The following is an 18,253-nucleotide window of genomic DNA, read 5'->3' as shown; positions in this document are numbered from 1 at the left end:
AGCGACTAATTCTACTGTATAACAGCCTTAGAACACTAATTTGTTACTGCCTCTTGTTCCCGACTGCGTAAATGCGCTAAAAAAGCCCTACTGATTGTGATGGATGACCAAGTTGTGACCCCAATAAAATCAAATGAAAAGCGTTTGGCCCGCCTGCAAGCATGGGTGACTCAGCAGTTGGGCTCGCCTGGCGAGTTGATCCCCCTGCTGGGCGATGCGGGAGGTAGGCGATATTTTCAATTGTCTCAAAGTCAGAACTGGTTGGCGGTCGACGCCCCGCCCGAGACCGAAAAGGTGGCTCAATTTGTCTATATGGCCGAGCAGCTGCGCCTTCAGAGGGTAAGAGTGCCGCATCTAAAGGCCGTCGATGTTGACAAAGGCTTTTTGTTAGTAGAAAACCTAGGGCTAAACTTGCTGGCGGATGACATTTCCCAAGACACTGCGCCGCTGCTTTACGGCGAAGCTTTAATGACCTTGCTCGCAATGGCGCAAACACCTTTGCAAGCGTTAAAGGTGCCGGTATACGACCGCGACTTTATTCTGCGTGAGCTGGAGATCTTTCGCGAATGGTTCTTGGCTCAATTGCTGGGCATTGAATTAGCCGCTGCCGATAATCGCCTGCTCGACCAGCTTTTCGACACTCTGGCCCAGCACGCCCTGGCTCAGCCCCAGGTGTTGATGCACCGTGATTATCACGCCCGCAATATCATACTGGCCCAGGGGCAGTGCGCCGTCATTGACTTTCAGGATGCGGTGGTAGGGCCTCTGACTTACGACGCTGTGTCTTTGTTAAAAGATGCCTACCTGCGCCTGCCCGCGGATGACGTAAAACGCTGGGCCCAAGTGTACGGCGACATGGCGCGCGATTCAGGCCTGCTAACAACAGCGCAATGTGCCAGTTTTTGGCAAGATTTTGAACTCATGGGGCTGCAGCGCCACCTTAAAATACTGGGCATTTTTGCCCGCTTGGACCTGCGTGACGGCAAGCCAGGTTACCTGCCCGATCTACCCCGTGTGTTGGGTTATGTACTGGAAACCTGCGCGGCGCACCGAGGCCAGTTGGGTGAGTTTGAGGTTTGGTTGCATAACCGCGTGTTGCCCCAATGCCAGCGACACAGCTGGTATATAGAAGAAACTATGCTCCAAGCACATTATGTACAGCCCGCCACCCAAGTAGGGGCGACCGTATCATGAAAGCCATGATTCTGGCCGCTGGCCTGGGCAAACGCATGAGGCCCCTCACTGATCACAAACCCAAACCTCTTATTGAGGTACGCGGCAAGCCGCTGATTGAGTGGCATCTGGAGCGTATTGCCTGCGCCGGTATGACCGAGGTGATTATTAATATCTCATACCTGGGGCATATGATTCGCGACCACATCGGCGACGGCAGCAGCTGGGGGCTGAACGTGGTCTACTCCGAAGAGCCCGAGCCCCTGGAAACCGGCGGCGCCATTGTGCACGCAGCCAAGCTGCTGGGGCGCGAGCCTTTCGTGTTAATTAATGCCGATATTTTTACCGACTACGACTTAGCCCCGCTGGTTCGGCACCGCTTGCCCGCTGGCGAGCAGGGCCACCTGGTGCTGGTGCCCAACCCAGACTTTAAACCCCAAGGCGATTTTGGTATCCAAGAGGGGAAATTGGTCCCCTTAGACGACAGTTGTAGCGGTTACACCTTTGCGGGTATCAGCCTGCTAACCCCTGAATTGGTGTTGGCTTACCCTGCCAACACCGCCGCCTTTGGTCTGGCCGAGGTGTTTCGCAGCGCGATGGTGAGCAAGCGCCTGGGGGCGGAGGTATATTTGGGCGCCTGGAGCGATGTGGGGACGGTGGAGCGGTTGCGGGCTCTGGTTGCCAGAGATTCAGCTCAAAAGCTTTAAGTTTTCATAGTTCAACATTGTGTTGTTAGTTCTTTATTATGTGTAGCCAGCTTTTAAGTTGTTTTAGAGCTCCTTGCTTGGACTTGGCTTGGTTTACCGCGAATTCGTTTGTCAGCACTCCTGCGTAAAGTAAAGCTCGCTCATCCAAACGGCTAATCGCTGAAACAGTCACCTCAATATTTTCATGATTCTCAAGCTCTTGTTGTGTTAACTGAAACTCCCAGCCGCAGTGCTCGAGCCGCCTATCATTAAAAGCCTTGACCACATCTGGTCTGCTTTGGCCGGTAGCACAGTTAAATACTTGGCCATTAATAGTGATCTTCACATTGTCTAGCACTCCATCGTCGATTGATGCCGCCCAGCCCCGTAGGTACAGACCTCCCTCGCTGATAACTCTTTCATCGACCCAGCCCCAGGGGCCTCGTCGGAACTGATCAAGGCTGGTTAAATCATTGACTGAAGTGCCGCCTAACACGTAGACATCTTGCTCGTGAGCAAGTGCTTTGGGGAGTCGGTATACGGTAGGTGAGCCTGGGAGTGTGTCGGTAATTGTGTTTGTAATAAATTGCTCTGTGACGAACGTATTTCCGTAAATATTTCTATCGAGACTGTCATTTTCGCTTTCACCCATAAACAGTATTCCATTCTTAGGTATAGCGCGAGTTCCCTGTAGAAGGCTTTCGTCGTGTACACTAAAACAAAGAATCCCGTCTGGTGTTAGCAACGAATATAGCTTGCTTAGCCAGTGTTTGAATAAGTGCTCTGGAAGGTGGGAAAATAGCGAAGCTACCCAGATTACTTGATAATTTTCGTCAATGCTAAAATCTTCCGGAGAGGCAGCGGATGGAAAGGTTTTTATCTCAAATTGCTCACCGACAAATCTAAGCGCCTCTTCTTGAATTTCGCTAACGTGGAGGTTTTTTTTGGGGATATATTCACTTAATAGCCTGGAAAGACGCCCATACCCACATGCAAAATCCAAGAACTTAATACTGTCTGCTGTGCGAGGGTATACAAAATCTAATATTTGCCTGACAGTGTCGAACTGTTGGAGGGCTACGTTGTAGTATTGGCTTACAGATGCATTGGCATCGCAGTGGTGTTTTAGCGAGTGAATGAGCATCTGATCATTACGATGAACTGTTAAGGTAGACTCAGTGCCGATCTTTGTATGTATTAAATGGCTGGCAATTACATTAGCGAAAAAGGAGCTTTTATAGAGGTTCTCTGCCTGCTTCAATAATAGATTTAGTGGAGGAGTAGGTTTCATTTTTTTACTCTGAGTTGGTGGGTGTGTGTTGTTTGGGGTGGTGCGCCTTGTGTCTTATAAGTGCTTGGATGTTCGCCAAGTTCCGGTATTGTTCGAAAAAGTCGACCAGAGAGGGGTGGAATCATGCTTTATATATTGCTGCGTATCTTGCGTTTTTGAAGACTGGAAAATTGCGTGTTTTGCATAGTGCGTTAACCCTTATTCTTTTGAGCAAGGTGCTTGATGAAAGCAGCCGCTAGAGCTAGTGCTATTAATAATATCGAAGGGGTTACGAACATTGGGCTGTTGAAAAGGCTAAGTATAGATAGTGTTTGTGGAAAGGATAGGTTATTGATTTCATCGCCTATAATGGTAAAGGCGAGCGCACTGGGCGCACCTCCGACCGCAGTGGCAACCAAGTTTGTTCTTAACCCAACCCCAGAGTACGTCAGCAATAGGCTTGCTATATAGAAAGGTAGTACCGGAACCATCCGAATGAGTAAAGGGGCGATGCTCTTTCGCCGTTGAATAAACGCGATTGCTGTTTGACGTTGCTGGGAGAGGAAGCGTGTTTCAATTTTGATATTTGCCTGTTTAGCTAGGAGGTCGATAAGCAAGGCGCCAATCATGGTGCTGAACAGGCAGATGCCAAACCCTATGGCAGGTCCGTAAAAATATCCACTTAGTACACTCATGATGGCGCCACCCGGGAGCCCGAGTGTTACCAGACAGGCAAATGAAAACGTGAAGATTGCGCCAAAAATCATCGGGTTTAAGCGTGCAAATTCCGTCCAGTTAGCGGCCTTGCTCGCTATCGTATCAGAGGCAATACCTGATAGCGCGAGCCCTAAGGCAAAGCATGTCAAGCTTAGCAGAAACAAAGTTTTAAAGAATATGTGGGGCTTCTCTCTCATTTGGCCTCATCCAGCTTATAAGCCAGGATTTGATCATCCTCGTAAGTAGGTTTGCCAAAGCTTTCTAAGACTTTAGCCTCACAATCTTGATGCTTGCTAACATTTTGATCAATACGCGACGCGCTTTTATGATAAATAAAATAGTCGTAGCCACGCGACTTTTCTGCCAGCGCGGTTACGTGTACAGCATTAGTGAGTTTTACTTGGGGAGTATTCTTGCTGTATTCACCGTAAAAAAGTTTACCGCAAAAACCTTCAACAAATCCTGCAGCAACCAATTGGTTGTGCACTGCTTGGTCAATATACCAGCGGTTGTAGTGCCATTCTAAAAACCAGGGGGCAATAACTAGTTGCAACGATTTTTCCGGTTCTTGCCCTAGCTGATAGTAAAAAGATGAAATGGGTCGATTATCAAGCACTTTGTTGTAAGTGTTATTCTTCCAGTTGTAATCAAACTGGTAGCCCATGTGGCCGGTAAATTGATTAATCGGGCCAGAATAGGTTTGTGCTAGAGGGCCGCTTAGATAAACTAACACGGGAATGGCAATAATGAGTGGCGTTTTCATCGGTGAGTGCTTCAGTGAAAATCGTAAGGTATTGCTTAAGCCCACGGAGGCAAAAATAGCCATTATGGGCAGCATGGGCAAGCAGTAGCGGGCTGTTACTAGTGGGTGTTGAATCCATGCCGCACCACTACATAGAATGGCGCCCAGCGATAAAGCCGAACAAATGACCAAATAAAGTGTGAGCTCTCGCTGCCTTTTGCTCAAGATAAGTACACCCCACCCCGAAAACCCTATAAATATCCCCATGTACAGGGCGTATTTGCTGCCGGTGAGTAGCTTCAAGGTCTCTATAACACTGTGAACAGTGGGTGAGTCGACACCAGTTTTACCTGCAATATCGTTAATGCTGTAATACACCGGCGGCCCTAGCAGGACAGTTAGAGTGCTCAATTGCGCCAATCCCAAACCGAGCAGTCGTATAAATAGCCTTTTGTCGTGGTGCTTGGCCCACCGGTGAATGCTTTTTAGTCCGTAGAACACAAAAGGTGATAGTAGTAAGGCTAAGGTTACCGGTTGCATCCATGCGCATAAGCTACACAAAGTTAAATAGCTTAGGGCGTAAATAAGCTTCGGTTTTTGTACCCAAACATAAAAGCATATGACGGCGGCAAACGCCAATAGAGTAGACAGCGCATAGGGGCGAGCGGTGCGTGTGTAGTAGATTAAGATGGGAGAAAGTGTCAATAAAATAAACAACACGGCTTGTTCTGGCCTTGACAAAATTCGTCGCATAAGCCATGGCGCAGTCACAGGCAGAGCTAGGCCGGCCAGTAACATAGGAAACCGCATAATATTTTCTGTGAGCGGTGTGATCTGTGAAATGGCGTAGTAATAGAGGGTGACCGGGATGCTGTGGTCTGCCCGGCCAAACGAAGTAAATATTCCCCAAGCATCCGACTTTATAAGCTTGTTTAAAGCGTGCCATTCGTCGTCGGCCAACAATTGTATCGGTAGTTGCCACGCTCGGAACCACACTCCGGCGGCGCCCACGATTATAATTGTAACCAGCCAGGCCCAGTGCATGGTGCCCTTTTTTTCTTGACTGTTAAGCATCGTTTTGCCTGTTAAGGTTTTTTCGGTTCATCCTGCGCCACAAGTGCGACAGTGATACCTGAATAACCCCCAGCCCATAACGAACACTTGGCCCCAGCTTAATAGATGAGGCGTTGTCAAAATATCTTGTTGGGCAAGTAATCTCGCCAATGGTATGATTCTGTTCGATTATTTGCGAAAGCATTTGATTATCGAAAATAAAATTATCACTGTACTCTTGTAGCGGCAGGTTGCGGATAACATTGGCCGAAAAGGCTCGATACCCCGTATGATATTCAGATAGCTTGGCCCCAGTGCTTATGTTCTGAAGTGCCGTTAAAAGTCGGTTAGCGCAGTATTTATAAAGCGGCATCCCCCCGCTTAATGCGCCACCCCCTAAAATACGAGATCCTAGCACTACCGGGAAAACTCCTTCGGCAATGATAGACGCCATTGCGGTAATCAGCTTGGGGGTGTACTGATAATCGGGGTGCAGCATGATAATGATGTCCGCCTCTAGCTCAAGAGCTGTGGCGTAACAGGTTTTTTGGTTGCCGCCATAACCTTTATTAGATTGATGGGTGATGATGTGCTCAATCCCGAGCTTACGGGCAACCGCCTGGGTGTCGTCTTGGCTGGCATCGTCAACTAGTATGACAATGTCCACCACATCCAAAGGAATTTCTCGGTAGGTTTGTTCTAAGGTTTTGCTGGCGTTATACGCAGGCATAACTATCGCTACTTTGTGTTGTTTTATCATTTTGTGCGAGACTCTCAGTATTTTTACTTAATTGCAGGTCTTTTGGTAAGGAAGATAGTTAAAGGGGCTGATGAAACGTGGCGGTCAGAGCTGGCTTGCCTTAACCTGTCGGTTGATCTTGAGGGGTGCGAGGGAAGCTTTTATAACCGCTGAAGCGTGGAAATGCCATAGCTGCTATCCTGCCGCATGGTTAGGGTGACCCTAAGGTGCGGCTATATGTGTAAGTGAGTGTTGAGGTCAAGGGTGCGCATGACACATCGTCAGTTTAGAAGAAGGCCTTTACCCCACCCGGCGTCCTATCGTATCACGGACGTCCAGGCTGTGCGACACGTATGGTTTGGGTAGACTAGCCGTCGGCATCGGTTAAAATGCTTCAGTTATGACATCGCATTAGTGTGCAAGTGGGGGAGAGTTGAGGTCATCTACAGGGGTACATTACATAGCGCTCGATCAAGTTCGTGCGCTTGCAGCCTTTATGGTTTTTGCTTGGCACTTCTTGCATTCCTCAAGTGGTGATCCAGTTCCGTTTGAGGGGGTGCCCGCGTTTTTCCCCTTTGCGCTGTTAGATGAAGGGCATACCGGAGTCGCTCTTTTTATGGGGCTTAGTGGTTACCTGTTTGCCAAATTGCTGGAGGGGAGGCGTCTACATTACGGCTGGTTCTTGTGGAATCGAGCTATTCGACTCTTGCCTTTGTTGGTGTTTGTGATTGCAGTGGTTGCCTTTACCAAATGGTGGGCGGGTGAGAGTTTAATTCATTTGTGGCGAGCCGTTTATAAAGGGGTGATTTATCCCACGCTGCCCAATGGGGGGTGGTCTATTACGGTAGAGTTTCACTTTTACTTACTTTTGCCTGTGTTTTTGGCGTTAGCGACGCGCCGGGGGTGGTATTTATTGTTAGTCGTGGCGGGTGCCATAGTGGTTCGAGCGTATTTGTGGTTCGAGCGTGGTGAGGTGCAAAGTCTCGCATATTGGACGTTAGTGGGGCGGGTAGATCAGTTCTTGCTGGGTATGGTTGCCTATCGTTATCGGCATTGGTTTGTAGGGCGGCACGCTCGGGTAACCTGTATATTGTTGTTATTCGCGGCGTTTTATGCGTGGTTTGATTGGCGTGGAGGGTTTTACCTTCAGCCTTCTTACCCGTCGCCGAATGCGGTTTGGGTATATCTTCCCGCCTTGGAGGGGGTGGCTTGGGCTGTGTTGATAGCCTGGTATGATGGCTCATTTAGGCCCAGGCCAGCAGGCGTGTCCGGTGTGGTCGCTAAAATTGGCGCTTATTCTTATTCTATTTACCTTTTTCACTTTTTTATAGTGTTTCGGGCTGCGGATTGGGTTGATGGTCATATTATGAGTATCGGCAATTTTTATGTCGCTGTGCTTTGGTCTCTGTTAGCGTTTGTGCTGATGTGGCCTGTAGGGTATTTGAGCTTTCGATATATCGAATCGCCCTTTTTACGTTGGCGCAGGAGCTATCTGCTGGACTAATGATTGGCCAATATTTGGTTAGGGTACCCTGTATGCTGGCAGTGTTTAGTTGTAAAAGATTCTTCATTAGGGGGGGGTATGGGTTTTCGCTTTGGCGAGGTGTTAATCGCACCGTCGGTATTAAGTGCCGATTTTGCCCGGTTGGGGCAAGAGTGTGACAGTGTGATAGAGGTTGGTGCAGATCTGATTCACTTGGATGTTATGGATAATCACTACGTGCCTAACATAACCGTTGGGCCAATGGTGTGTCAGGCTCTGGGTGATTACGGTGTTTCTGTGCCGATTGATGTTCACTTGATGGTGGAGCCGGTCGATTCGCTGATTGAGCAGTTTGCCAAGGCAGGTGCTTCCTTTATTAGTATTCACCCAGAGGCAACCCGTCACCTGGACCGATCCTTGGCACTGATACGCGATTTGGGGTGCAAGGCGGGGCTAGTGCTTAATCCGGCGACTCCGGTCGAGGTTGCCCGTCAGGTGCTGGGGCGGCTGGATATGCTGTTGTTAATGTCGGTTAATCCGGGGTTCGGGGGGCAGGCTTTTATACCCTATGTGCTGGACAAAGTGGCAGTGGCCCGTCAAATGATTGACGAGGCTGGCCTGGCCGTGCGGCTTGAAGTTGATGGAGGTGTCAAAGTGAGTAATATTGCGGATGTGGCGGCTGCCGGGGCCGATACCTTTGTGGTGGGGTCTGAGATATTCGGGGCGCGGGACTATGGAGCGGTCATATCGCAGTTAAGGGTTGCCGCTGAGGCGGCAAAGGCTGATAATTCGCCACTTTAAGGAGTAAGCCTAAGTGCTTGGCGTGCTTTGGTTAAGTGGGGTTTATTTTTTTTGTTTAGGGCCTTCCCACTAGCCAAAACTGCAGGTAAACTGCTGGCGTCTGGTAAAAGTTAGGTCTCGTGGCCACTGGTTACTTGGCAGTTTCGGCATGTGACGCTGGTCTAAGTTTGAAAAAAGCGCCATATGAAAGGGCTTTTGCCTCATGAATCATACTTTTAAGCTATTGTTATGGTTTGTGGGGTGTGGTAATTTAGAACGCGATTGGGTGTTCGTCGAGCATCTGGCCGGTCATGTGCTGGTGGTAAATCGAGTTTGTAGGGCTTTGCCCGCTAACAGAAAACAATACGATACTTTGTAAATCTAGGAGCTAGAAATGAAGAAAAAACTTCTACCTTTGGCAATGCTGGCGGGACTGGCTGGTGCGGCTGGCACTGCTCAAGCTGCTTTTGTTAGCCCCCAGGGCTCTGGTGAATCATTGATCTATCCTTTTTACACCGTTGAAGGTGGCCAGGATACCTACATCAATGTTGTTAACACCACAGCTTACACCAAGGCGGTAAAAGTACGCTTCTTGGAAGCGATGAACTCTGCTGAGGTTCTTGACTTTAACTTGTACCTGTCTCCCTACGATCACTGGTCTGGTGTGGTTACCACCACTGAAGACGGCGAAGGTGCAATGGTTAAGACCGCCGATACTTCGTGCACCGTTCCCGGCATCTCTTCGGATGGCGAGCCCTTCCGTCAGTTTGAATACACTGGCGTAACTGGTGAAGAGGCAGAAGGTGATGGCGGTCCGCAAACCTTGTCTCGTACCCGTGAAGGTTACGTTGAAATCATCGAAATGGGCGTTATTGAAGATGATTTGACCGACGGTACAGACGCCTTGGATAGCGTTTTCGGCGCTGAAGCAGACATTCTGCACGGCTCCAATGGTTCGCCTGCCGACTGTGATGCCCTGGTTGCTGCCTTCTTGGAAGATGGTACTTTGGGTGAAGGTTACGCTGAAGGCGTTACCGGTACTGGTAACTGGTACGACGAGAATGCGGGTTCTGATTCTGCATCTGCCATCTACAATAACTTTGTTCAGATTGGCAATACGGCGCCTGCTCTGGATGGCTCAGACACTACCACTGTAGTGGACGCGGCTTATATGGACGCTATTGCTGGCGGTCTGTACGGTTACGGCACCATTATTAATGTTCCGGAAGGTACTGCAGCTACCTACAGTGCGACTGCGCTGGATGATGTGTATAGCGGTACCGGTAGCGAGCTTGATCTTAAGTTTCCAAACCATCAGCAGCCTGGCAGCACCTTGCCTAACTTAGGCCAGGCCCATGCTAACGCGGTTATTTTGAACGGTTCTACTGCGACTGATTGGACCTCTAGCGCAAGCAACGAACTGGCGGGTTGGGAAGCTGTTTCTGCAGCTCTGATGCATGCTGAAATCATTAACGACTATGTTATGGAGCCGACTCTGGCAGCTGGCACTGACTGGGTTGTTACCATGCCCACGAAGCGTGCCTTTGTATACAATACTCCGGATGATGAGCCAATCGCCCCCTTCCTGAATATTTGGGAAACCAGTGATGAAGGTGCGGGTGCTTGTGAAGAAATCAATGTGGATTACTGGGACCGCGAAGAGCAAATTCCTGCGGTTGATCCAACCACTGGCGACATTGACTTCTCTCCTGCGCCTCCGCCGCCAACTGTAGAGATTGAAGGTTTTGCATTGTGCTCTGAGGCCAATGTTATTACCTTTATTGGTCCCGACGGTGATGTAGAAAGCGGTGAAGGTTATACCCCGGTTCTGTACCCTTCTGAGCGTGTAGCTTATGGCTTCCACCCAGAGTTTAACAACGGCTGGGCTCGCTTCGACCTGCGTATGGACTCAGAAGATGAGCCGCGTGTTCTGTCAGGCTCTTCTGATCTGCTGGGCTTGCCAACCGTCGGTTTTGCTGTTCAGAAGTACGTAAACGGTACTTTGGAAGACGGTGCGGTTCTGTCTAACTATGCCGGTCTGGTTGACCACAAGACTGTAATTGAGGAAGCGGAACAAACTGCTCCCTAACTTGCATTTCTTGATGTAGTGAAATAAAAGCGCGGCCGTGTGGTCGCGCTTTTTTGTTTGGGGTATATTTTTTGACCGGCGGTATTAAATGTAGGGTAATAGGGCTTTTAGTTATTACTTGGTGCTTGTATTATAAAGACACTGGTTGCACTGTATGCCTATAATTATTTGATTAAATCAAAAGCATTGTTTTTGTTAAGAGGGTGAATATGAAAAAGCTTAAAATAGCTGCTTTGGCGGCTGCTGTGGGTATGGCCGGGCTGTCTGCACAAGCGGCCAAACTAACCATTGAGTTTCAAGATGGCACGTCGGTCAGTTACACGGCTGCTGATTCATTAACGGTTGATGGTAGTGGTAATATTGTTGTTACCGGGGTTTCAGGCGACGGTTCTAGCTCGTCTACCGGTAACTCTTCATCGGTTGCCAGTTCATCGTCCTCTAGTAGTTCGTCCTCTAGCGTAGCGTCTTCTTCCAGCTCTTCTGTAGATGCTGGGGGAGATTGCAGTGTGCCTGCAAATGTTGTAATCGATTCAGATGTTTTTACTTTTGGTATAAGTCACGGTGCGTCTGATGTGACGGCTCCGTATGGCAAAGTGATTGCTGTACCTTTTGAAACTGGTTCAAACCCCAACTTTTATGGTTCGATTGATTTTAACGGTAAGTCCTGGACTAGTGGTACTTTACGTGAGATGTGGTTTTCCGAATGTCCAGGCGGCGAGCCGTTGAATGTTCCCAGAGTTGAAGTCTGTTCGAGCAGGCATACATTGGCACGTATGCAGTTTACGCAAACTTACCGACACAATCAGTACTGCGCGCTGGATTTGAACTCGAAGTATTATGTTAACTTCAGCTATGACACCTCTACTTGCGGTTACCCTAAGCTTGGCTGTACCGGTATTGTGGCTCAAAGTGTTCGCGGCACCAAATAGTAGAACGGAATTATTTGCTTACTAAGCGGTCCTAGAGGCCGCTTTTTTTATGTTATGTTCTGAGGGTAGTATGAGAACGAATGCTTTGGTGAATAGTTTTGTCATTATCGCTTGGGGCTTTTTTTGTGGTCCGAGTTGGGCTGCAGAAAATGAAACAGTACTCGTTTCCAGCGGTAATGTGACAATTACCGTTGAAGATATCGAGCGTTATGTCGAGTTTAGGGTTCCAAAGGGTAGGCAGTACGGAATATTGGCCAGTCCAGAGAAGATTAAAGATATAGCAAACAATTTGCTGACCTTGCGATTGATGGCCGCTGATGCAGAAAAAGCGAATGTAGCGTTGGATGAGAGTCAGTTGGCATGGCAGGCTGAATATGCGCGAACCCAGGCATTGGTTACTAATTATCAAGATCAATATATTCAAGAGTATCTTGGTGACGTTGATTTTTCCGCTAGTGCGAAGGAGAAGTACATCGCTGAAAAAGACAAGTATATGACTCCTGAACGAGTTGACGCCGCCCATATACTGGTGGCTGTCAATGGTGACCGTTCAGCAGAGGAGGCTGAAGCCCTTGCTTTGGATATACGAAAAAAACTGAATACGGGCGCAGACTTTAATGATCTCGCCAAACAATATTCTGATGATCCGAGTGTAAGCCAGAATGGCGGTGAGCTTGGGGTGTTTGAGTACTCAGAAATGGTAGGTCCTTTTTCGGAAAAGGCGTTTTCTCTCGTTGAGGGAGAGGTGAGCGAACCGGTCAAGACGCGCTATGGGTTTCACCTGATTAAGCTAAATAAAAAATTAGCGCCAATCCTTTTAGAGTTTTCTGAGGTAGAGGGGGAAATTAACCAAGCACTGACTGCGCGTTATAAGGCGCTGGCTAGAGAAAGTTTGGTGCGAGAGGCCAGCATGCAGCGAGACGTGGAATTGAACGTGAAGGCTTTGCAAGCCTTGGCCCAAGAGTATGACGTTATATCTAAGTAAAAGAGGCGTTTTGTGAAACTCGGAGAGCTTTTGGTTCATGAGGGCAAAGTATCTGCTCGGGATATCGAGCGGGCCTTGCTAGCCCAGGCTGAGATTGGCGGGTTGTTAGGTCGAGTTGTTGTCCAGCTCGGCTTGGCGTCGGATCTAGATGTCTCAGGAGTCCTGGCGAGGCAGTTAAATATTTCGCTGCTCGAGTCGAGTGAGTATCCCGCTCACAAGGTAGTGGTTGAGGGGGTGTCTGAGGAGTTCTGGGAGCTAAATAATGTAGTGCCGGTTAAAAACGCGAATGAGGTAGTGCTGGCCGCTCTGGTTCCCCAGGACAAGTATTTGCGTAAGGCATTATCTCTGGCTTTGGGGTTTGAGCCTCTGATATGTCTGGGGCTAGAGGCCGATATTCAGGCCTGCTTATCTAACAGGGGCGATGACGAAAACGAGCAGGATGATATTAGCGATATTGCCGAGTTGGCAAACGATGGTGAATTTGTAGAGCATTTAAAGGACCTGGCTAGTGAAGCCCCTGTTATCCGGCTTGTGAATCATATTATTCAAAGTGCGCTTAGTCTCGGGGCTTCAGATATTCATCTAGAGCCATTCGAAGAAAAGCTCCACCTACGGTATCGTGTGGATGGTGTCATTCAGGAGGCTTCAGACCCCCCGGATTTGAGTCTGGCGCCAGCTTTGGCGTCTCGTATTAAGCTGTTATCCCATATGAATATCGCCGAGCGGCGCTTGCCTCAAGACGGCCGTATTATGACCCGTGTAAAAGGGCACGAGCTTGATCTGCGGGTGTCTACCATTCCTACCGTGCACGGTGAAAGCATTGTTATGCGTGTGCTTGACCGCGATGGAGTAAATTTAAGCCTTAACAGTATGGGGTTTGCGGACGATACGCTGGCCCGCTTTAAAGAGCTTTTGCACCGCCCGCATGGCGTATTGTTGGTGACCGGACCGACCGGTTCGGGTAAAACATCTACTCTGAACGCGTCGCTATCGAGCCTGGATTCCAGCGAACTCAAAATTATTACCGTAGAGGACCCCGTTGAGTATCAAATAGACGGGGTTAACCAGATACAGGTGCAATCTCAGATCGATTTGACCTTTGCTCGCTCTCTGCGCGCGATTTTGCGCCAGGACCCCGACGTTATTATGATTGGTGAGATGCGCGATGGCGAAACCGCGCAAATTGCCGTTCAGTCCGCCCTGACAGGGCACTTGGTGTTGTCTACCTTGCATACCAATACCGCTGCCGGCGCTATAACCCGGTTGGAGGATATGGGTATTGAGCGCTATTTGATTACCTCATCGGTCAATGGCGTAATGGCTCAGCGGCTGATTCGTACTCTTTGCAGGCATTGTAAGGTTGAGCGACCGCTTTACGAGGGTGAAGCGGAGCAAACTGGCTTGGCAAGCTACCTGGCAGAGGGGCAAACCCATATTTGCGAGGCAAAAGGCTGCCCGGAGTGTAAGCAATCCGGATATAAAGGCCGTACGGGTATTCACGAGTTGTTTGTAATGGATGGTGCCATGCATAAGGCCATTCAGTCGGGTGCCGATGCCACCGAGTTGCACGCCACAGCTCGCCGCGCCGGCATGCGCACCCTATATGAAGATGGGTTAAGCAAAGTGGCCCAGGGTATTACCTCGTTGGACGAAGTGCTGCGCGTTACTCAAGACCAGACCGAAACGGCCGAGGTTGCCTAACCTTAAGGCCGCCTTTCTGCTACCATGCAGTCCTTCCAATAGTTTTAGTCTAGGTTCTTATGCCTGAATTCTCCTATAAAGCCGCAAAGCGCGACGGTAGCCTGGCGCAGGGGGTTGTAGACGCCCCGACCGAGGCGATAGCGGCTACCCGCATACGCAGCCAGGGGTTGGTGGTTATTAGTGTAGAGTCGGCTGCCAAGCAGGGCTCGGGTGGCAAAAAAGCTTTTGGCAAAAACCAGGTGTTGTCTTTTACCAGCGAATTGGCGGTGCTGTTGCGTGCAGGCCTGCCGATTGATAGAGCCTTAAAGGTACTTATTGATATGGCGGCCACGTCGGCCGCCAGACAGGTTTATGAAGACATTCTGGCCACGGTAAAAGGTGGTAAAGGTTTTAGTGTTGCCCTGGCCGAAAAACCCGAGCTGTTTGACGAATTTTACGTCAGTATGATCCGCTCGGGCGAGGCCAGCGGTAATCTGGCGGCGGTGCTGGGGCGTTTGGCTGCCCAGCTGGAAAACGCCAAGCAGGTACGCTCTAGCGTTGTGTCAGCGCTTATTTATCCAGCAATCCTGGCGGTAGTGTCGGTATTGTCGGTGCTGGTTATGTTGGGTTTTGTGGTGCCGCAGTTTGAGGCACTGTTTGCCGATATGGGAGAATCCCTGCCACTGGTGACCGAGCTGGTTATTGCCGGTGGCGAGGCAATTAAAAATAATGGTATTTACTTGGTCCTGTTGGCGGGGTTGGCGGTGTACTTTGTGCGCCGTTGGTTGCGGAACCCCCAGGGCAAAACTTGGCTGGACACTAAATTATTAAAGTTACCGGTGTTTGGCAGTGTGGTTGTAAAATATCAAGTGGCTCGGTTCGCCCGCACCCTGGGAACTTTGCTGGAAAGCGGTGTCTCAGTGCTCCAAGCAATTAACATCTCGGTGGAAACCGTCTCTAATACTGTGGTCAGAGAGTCGTTAGAAGGCCTCGCGCCGGCGGTTAAGGGTGGGGGCCGGGTCTCGCAGGCCTTGCAAGATAGTGGCGACTTCTCCCCCATGGTGGTGCAAATGGTTCGCGTGGGCGAGGAGTCGGGCCAGCTGGGCGATATGATGTTAGAGTTGGCCAGGGTATACGACGACGAGGTCTCGGCGGGTATTAAGCGCAGCCTAACCTTGCTAGAGCCCCTGCTTATTTTGGGAATGGGCGGCATGATTGGGTTTATTATTGTCGCCATTTTAATGGGCATTTTGTCGGTCAATGACTTGGCTGTGTAATGTAAAGTGAGTAGCAATATGAAAAAACGTCAAACAGGTTTTACCCTCGTAGAGCTATTGGTGGTGCTGGCTATTATTGGTTTGTTGGCCGGTCTGGTAGGCCCTAAGGTGCTTAACCAGTTGGGTGGCGCAAAAACAGACACTGCCGGGGTTCAGGTGCGTGACTTTGAGCAGGCACTGGAAATTTATATGCTGGATACCGGCAAATTGCCTACAACCGAACAAGGTTTAGAGGCTTTGGTGCAAAACCCGGGTGTTGCGGGGTGGGATGGTCCCTATTTGCGTCGTAACGAGTTGCCGCTAGATCCCTGGAATAACGACTATCAATATAAATATCCCGGCGAAAACGGGGATTTTGATGTTCTGTCCTACGGCGCTGATGGCCGTCCCGGTGGGGACGGTGACAATGCTGATATCGGGAACTGGCAAGCCCGTTAAAGATTGTCATGCGCGACGGTAACAGGGCTCTTGGATTTACTCTGTTAGAGCTGCTAATCGCTTTGAGTATAGCGGGTTTGTTGTTAGCCGTATCTGGTCCCGCCTCGTATAAAATGTACCAATCGATGCAGTACCGCGAGGCGGTGCGTGACGTCAGGCGTGCGCTTGATTCAGCCCGATACAGCGCCATGGTGACGGGGAAGCCGGTCAATGTGGTCATTTCACCGCGCGATAAAACCGTCCTGTACAGCGACAAACCTTTGCTCGAGCTGCCGGAATTTATTGACCTGGAAACGGAAACCGCCGCGGAGTTGTCGGAGGATGACACCCAAGCGGTGATCCAGTACTACGGCGATGGCAGCTCTACCGGTGGTACAATCAACATTGGCCGTAATGACCGTTGGATACGCCTGCATGTGGGGTGGTTGCTAGGCAAAGTGGAGCAATCGGTTGTTGAGCCATGAATAATTTACCACGGCAAATCGGCTTCTCGTTGCTTGAAATGGTCGTGGCAGTAGCCATTTTGGGTATTAGCCTAGGCATGCTGTACCAAGCCGCTGGTGGCGCTACGCGCAGTATCAGTACGACAGAGGATTACGCTTACGCCGTTACCATGGCCCAGTCGTTATTGGCGAATTACAGTGTTGTAGACCCGGAAGGAGTTAGTGCTAGTGGTTCTACAGAAGATGGTTATCGTTGGCAGGTATCTACAAAGCCTGTGTTTGATCTGAATGGCCGTGAAGTCACATATAAATATATTGATATCTGGGTAAGATGGGGCAAGGAGAAAGACGTCCACCTCTCATCAGTTGTGCCAGTAAAGGAACCTCACAGATGATCTCAAAGAGTCGGGGTTTTACTCTTGTAGAGGTAGTTGTTGCAATAAGCATTTTATCGCTGATTGTGCTAGCTACCATTACAGGTATGAGAACATTGGCGGACACACAGATGAAGCTACAAGATAGGGTGGAAGGAACCGCAAGTCTTGTGGGGTTTAGTCAGTTTATACGGAGAGCTTTAGAAAGCGCGGAGCCTATAGAGGTTGTTCAGTTTGGTAGGCCAGTCGGACGGTTTTTTTATGGGAGTCAAACAGATATCCAATGGTTGATGCCGATGCCTGCATTTGCGTCTGATGGCGAAGGTTTATGGGCTGCTAGATTGCTTCAAGATCAGAAAAAGCTATTGATCCAGTTTCGGTCTGGAACTGATAGGCCCGCGTGGAATAAGGATGATTTAAGTTATGTTTTGCTTGAGGGCGTAAACGAGTTCTCGTTGGCTTATAGAGAAAGCCCCTTTTCTCCATGGGTCCAAGATTGGAGTGATTTCAAGCAAAATGATGCTAACTCTGTACCTGAGGCGGTTCGTATAACTATCAAGGTGAAAGAGAAGTATTGGCCGGAGATTATCGTACCTTTCGGGAGGGTAAAATCGTGAACCCCCGTGGTGGACAGCGTGGTTTAGCTTTGGCGATGTTACTTTGGTTTGTAGCTGCTTTAGCTCTTCTGGTGGCTGGAGTTATGGGGCTATCTAAGCAAGATATGCTGACAGTTAGGCTTTATCATGCACAGGCTCAGGTCAACAGCACAGCTCAGGGAGTGGTTCGACTTATTACTGCAGGTTCGGTCAAGAGGGATACCTCTGCTGAGGCAAGTATTGAAGGTTGGGTTGAATTGGCAGGGTTTACCGGAAGGGTGAGGTTTATCCCGAGTCGTGTATTTGTCGATTTGCTCAATGCTGATCAAATTCTGCTTGAAGAGCTTTTTAATTCAGTTGGGCTCCAGGCAAGAGCGCAGCCCTTGGTTGAGTCGATTCTGAAGTGGAGAGCACCAAGCGAGGGACAGAATAGCAGAGAATCAGGCCCCGTCGCTTTCGTTATGGAAGACGTGATGGCTGCGGAGGGTGTTTCTAGGCTTGTATATGAAAAAATCAAGTGGTTCTCATGTCTTGGCTGTAATCGAAGTCAGCCAAATGCCGGAAACGCAGCCTCTTTGTTTTTGAGCAGTAGCGGAGCAGAGTATATAGATAATGATGGAGGGGCGGTGGATACGGCAGAGCGGTTCGATATGCGTGGTGGGGGGCGTGTAGATGTAAGGGTTAAGCTTCCCGATGGAAAGATTTATCAACGCAGCATGTGGGTGTTAGGTAATGGTAATGTTGATCGAAGTTGGACTCCTTTTGAGGTGTCTAGCATAGAGTTTCAAAGGGGGTAACC

General features: G+C 49.4%; 18 protein-coding genes and 1 pseudogene. 15 read left to right on the top strand and 4 right to left on the bottom strand.

What is annotated here, in order from left to right; translation table 11 throughout:
* The first annotated feature begins 114 nt into the window (after window positions 1-114).
* Together M6D89_RS08735 and murU are read left to right on the top strand one after the other, a co-directional pair.
* Complete coding sequence (locus M6D89_RS08735) at window positions 115-1,194, top strand: aminoglycoside phosphotransferase family protein (protein ID WP_253967629.1); 1,080 nt, start codon at window positions 115-117, stop codon at window positions 1,192-1,194.
* Window positions 1,191-1,880 (top strand): N-acetylmuramate alpha-1-phosphate uridylyltransferase MurU, encoded by a 690-nt coding sequence (gene murU, locus M6D89_RS08730; protein WP_253967628.1) that lies wholly within the window; start codon window positions 1,191-1,193, stop codon window positions 1,878-1,880. Before M6D89_RS08735 ends, murU begins: the two co-directional genes overlap by 4 nt.
* Before the next feature lie 25 nt (window positions 1,881-1,905).
* Here the strand turns inward: murU and M6D89_RS08725 are convergent, their stop codons facing one another.
* From M6D89_RS08725 to M6D89_RS08710, 4 genes are all read right to left on the bottom strand, one after another.
* The gene (locus M6D89_RS08725; RefSeq protein ID WP_253967627.1) at window positions 1,906-3,150 is read right to left on the bottom strand and encodes a class I SAM-dependent methyltransferase; all 1,245 of its coding nucleotides are present in this window, start codon (window positions 3,148-3,150) and stop codon (window positions 1,906-1,908) included.
* 191 nt (window positions 3,151-3,341) lie between these two features.
* Window positions 3,342-4,043 carry a TVP38/TMEM64 family protein gene (locus tag M6D89_RS08720; protein ID WP_253967626.1) on the bottom strand — a complete coding sequence of 234 codons (702 nt, stop codon included), beginning with the start codon at window positions 4,041-4,043 and terminating at the stop codon, window positions 3,342-3,344.
* On the bottom strand, window positions 4,040-5,662 hold the full coding sequence (locus tag M6D89_RS08715) for a hypothetical protein (RefSeq protein ID WP_253967625.1): 1,623 nt from the start codon (window positions 5,660-5,662) through the stop codon (window positions 4,040-4,042). The genes M6D89_RS08720 and M6D89_RS08715 overlap by 4 nt, the downstream gene beginning before the upstream one ends.
* Window positions 5,655-6,401, bottom strand: a complete 747-nt coding sequence (locus tag M6D89_RS08710; RefSeq protein ID WP_253967624.1) for a glycosyltransferase family 2 protein — start codon at window positions 6,399-6,401, stop codon at window positions 5,655-5,657. Before M6D89_RS08710 ends, M6D89_RS08715 begins: the two co-directional genes overlap by 8 nt.
* 412 nt (window positions 6,402-6,813) lie before the next feature.
* On the opposite strand from M6D89_RS08710, the gene M6D89_RS08705 reads away from it, so the two are divergent.
* The 13 genes and pseudogenes from M6D89_RS08705 (at window position 6,814) to M6D89_RS08650 (ending at window position 18,251) form a co-directional block, all read left to right on the top strand.
* A complete protein-coding gene (locus M6D89_RS08705) occupies window positions 6,814-7,884 on the top strand; it encodes an acyltransferase family protein (RefSeq protein ID WP_256504487.1) in 1,071 nt (356 codons plus the stop codon).
* Between the two features lie 78 nt (window positions 7,885-7,962).
* On the top strand, window positions 7,963-8,664 hold the full coding sequence (gene rpe, locus M6D89_RS08700) for a ribulose-phosphate 3-epimerase (RefSeq protein WP_253967622.1): 702 nt from the start codon (window positions 7,963-7,965) through the stop codon (window positions 8,662-8,664).
* Window positions 8,665-9,037: 373 nt separating this feature from the next.
* On the top strand, window positions 9,038-10,732 hold the full coding sequence (locus tag M6D89_RS08695) for a hypothetical protein (protein ID WP_253967621.1): 1,695 nt from the start codon (window positions 9,038-9,040) through the stop codon (window positions 10,730-10,732).
* Between the two features lie 209 nt (window positions 10,733-10,941).
* Window positions 10,942-11,661, top strand: coding sequence for a hypothetical protein (locus M6D89_RS08690; protein WP_253967620.1), 720 nt, complete (start codon window positions 10,942-10,944; stop codon window positions 11,659-11,661).
* A gap of 70 nt (window positions 11,662-11,731) precedes the next feature.
* Complete coding sequence (locus tag M6D89_RS08685; RefSeq protein WP_253967619.1) at window positions 11,732-12,646, top strand: peptidylprolyl isomerase; 915 nt, start codon at window positions 11,732-11,734, stop codon at window positions 12,644-12,646.
* Window positions 12,647-12,658: 12 nt separating this feature from the next.
* Entirely contained in the window at window positions 12,659-14,347 is a 1,689-nt protein-coding gene (locus M6D89_RS08680) for a GspE/PulE family protein (protein ID WP_253967618.1), read from the top strand.
* A gap of 59 nt (window positions 14,348-14,406) precedes the next feature.
* Complete coding sequence (locus tag M6D89_RS08675) at window positions 14,407-15,603, top strand: type II secretion system F family protein (protein WP_253967617.1); 1,197 nt, start codon at window positions 14,407-14,409, stop codon at window positions 15,601-15,603.
* Between the two features lie 18 nt (window positions 15,604-15,621).
* Window positions 15,622-16,041, top strand: coding sequence for a type II secretion system major pseudopilin GspG (gspG, locus tag M6D89_RS08670; RefSeq protein WP_253967616.1), 420 nt, complete (start codon window positions 15,622-15,624; stop codon window positions 16,039-16,041).
* A gap of 8 nt (window positions 16,042-16,049) precedes the next feature.
* Window positions 16,050-16,505, top strand: coding sequence for a prepilin-type N-terminal cleavage/methylation domain-containing protein (locus tag M6D89_RS08665; RefSeq protein ID WP_253967615.1), 456 nt, complete (start codon window positions 16,050-16,052; stop codon window positions 16,503-16,505).
* Window positions 16,502-16,879, top strand: a complete 378-nt coding sequence (locus M6D89_RS08660) for a prepilin-type N-terminal cleavage/methylation domain-containing protein (protein WP_253967614.1) — start codon at window positions 16,502-16,504, stop codon at window positions 16,877-16,879. The genes M6D89_RS08665 and M6D89_RS08660 overlap by 4 nt, the downstream gene beginning before the upstream one ends.
* Window positions 16,816-16,950, top strand: a pseudogene (locus tag M6D89_RS17470) (PulJ/GspJ family protein); the annotation flags it as partial. The gene M6D89_RS08660 and the pseudogene M6D89_RS17470, both read left to right, overlap by 64 nt.
* A gap of 39 nt (window positions 16,951-16,989) precedes the next feature.
* Window positions 16,990-17,475 (top strand): type II secretion system protein GspJ, encoded by a 486-nt coding sequence (locus M6D89_RS08655; protein ID WP_253967613.1) that lies wholly within the window; start codon window positions 16,990-16,992, stop codon window positions 17,473-17,475.
* Complete coding sequence (locus M6D89_RS08650; protein ID WP_253967612.1) at window positions 17,472-18,251, top strand: hypothetical protein; 780 nt, start codon at window positions 17,472-17,474, stop codon at window positions 18,249-18,251. The genes M6D89_RS08655 and M6D89_RS08650 overlap by 4 nt, the downstream gene beginning before the upstream one ends.
* The last annotated feature ends 2 nt before the right edge of the window (window positions 18,252-18,253 follow it).

The sequence above is a fragment of the Gilvimarinus xylanilyticus genome, from assembly GCF_024195295.1.
In the GTDB taxonomy this organism is placed as follows: Bacteria; Pseudomonadota; Gammaproteobacteria; order Pseudomonadales; family Cellvibrionaceae; genus Gilvimarinus; species Gilvimarinus xylanilyticus.
This window is presented reverse-complemented; position numbering and strand designations above follow the sequence as displayed.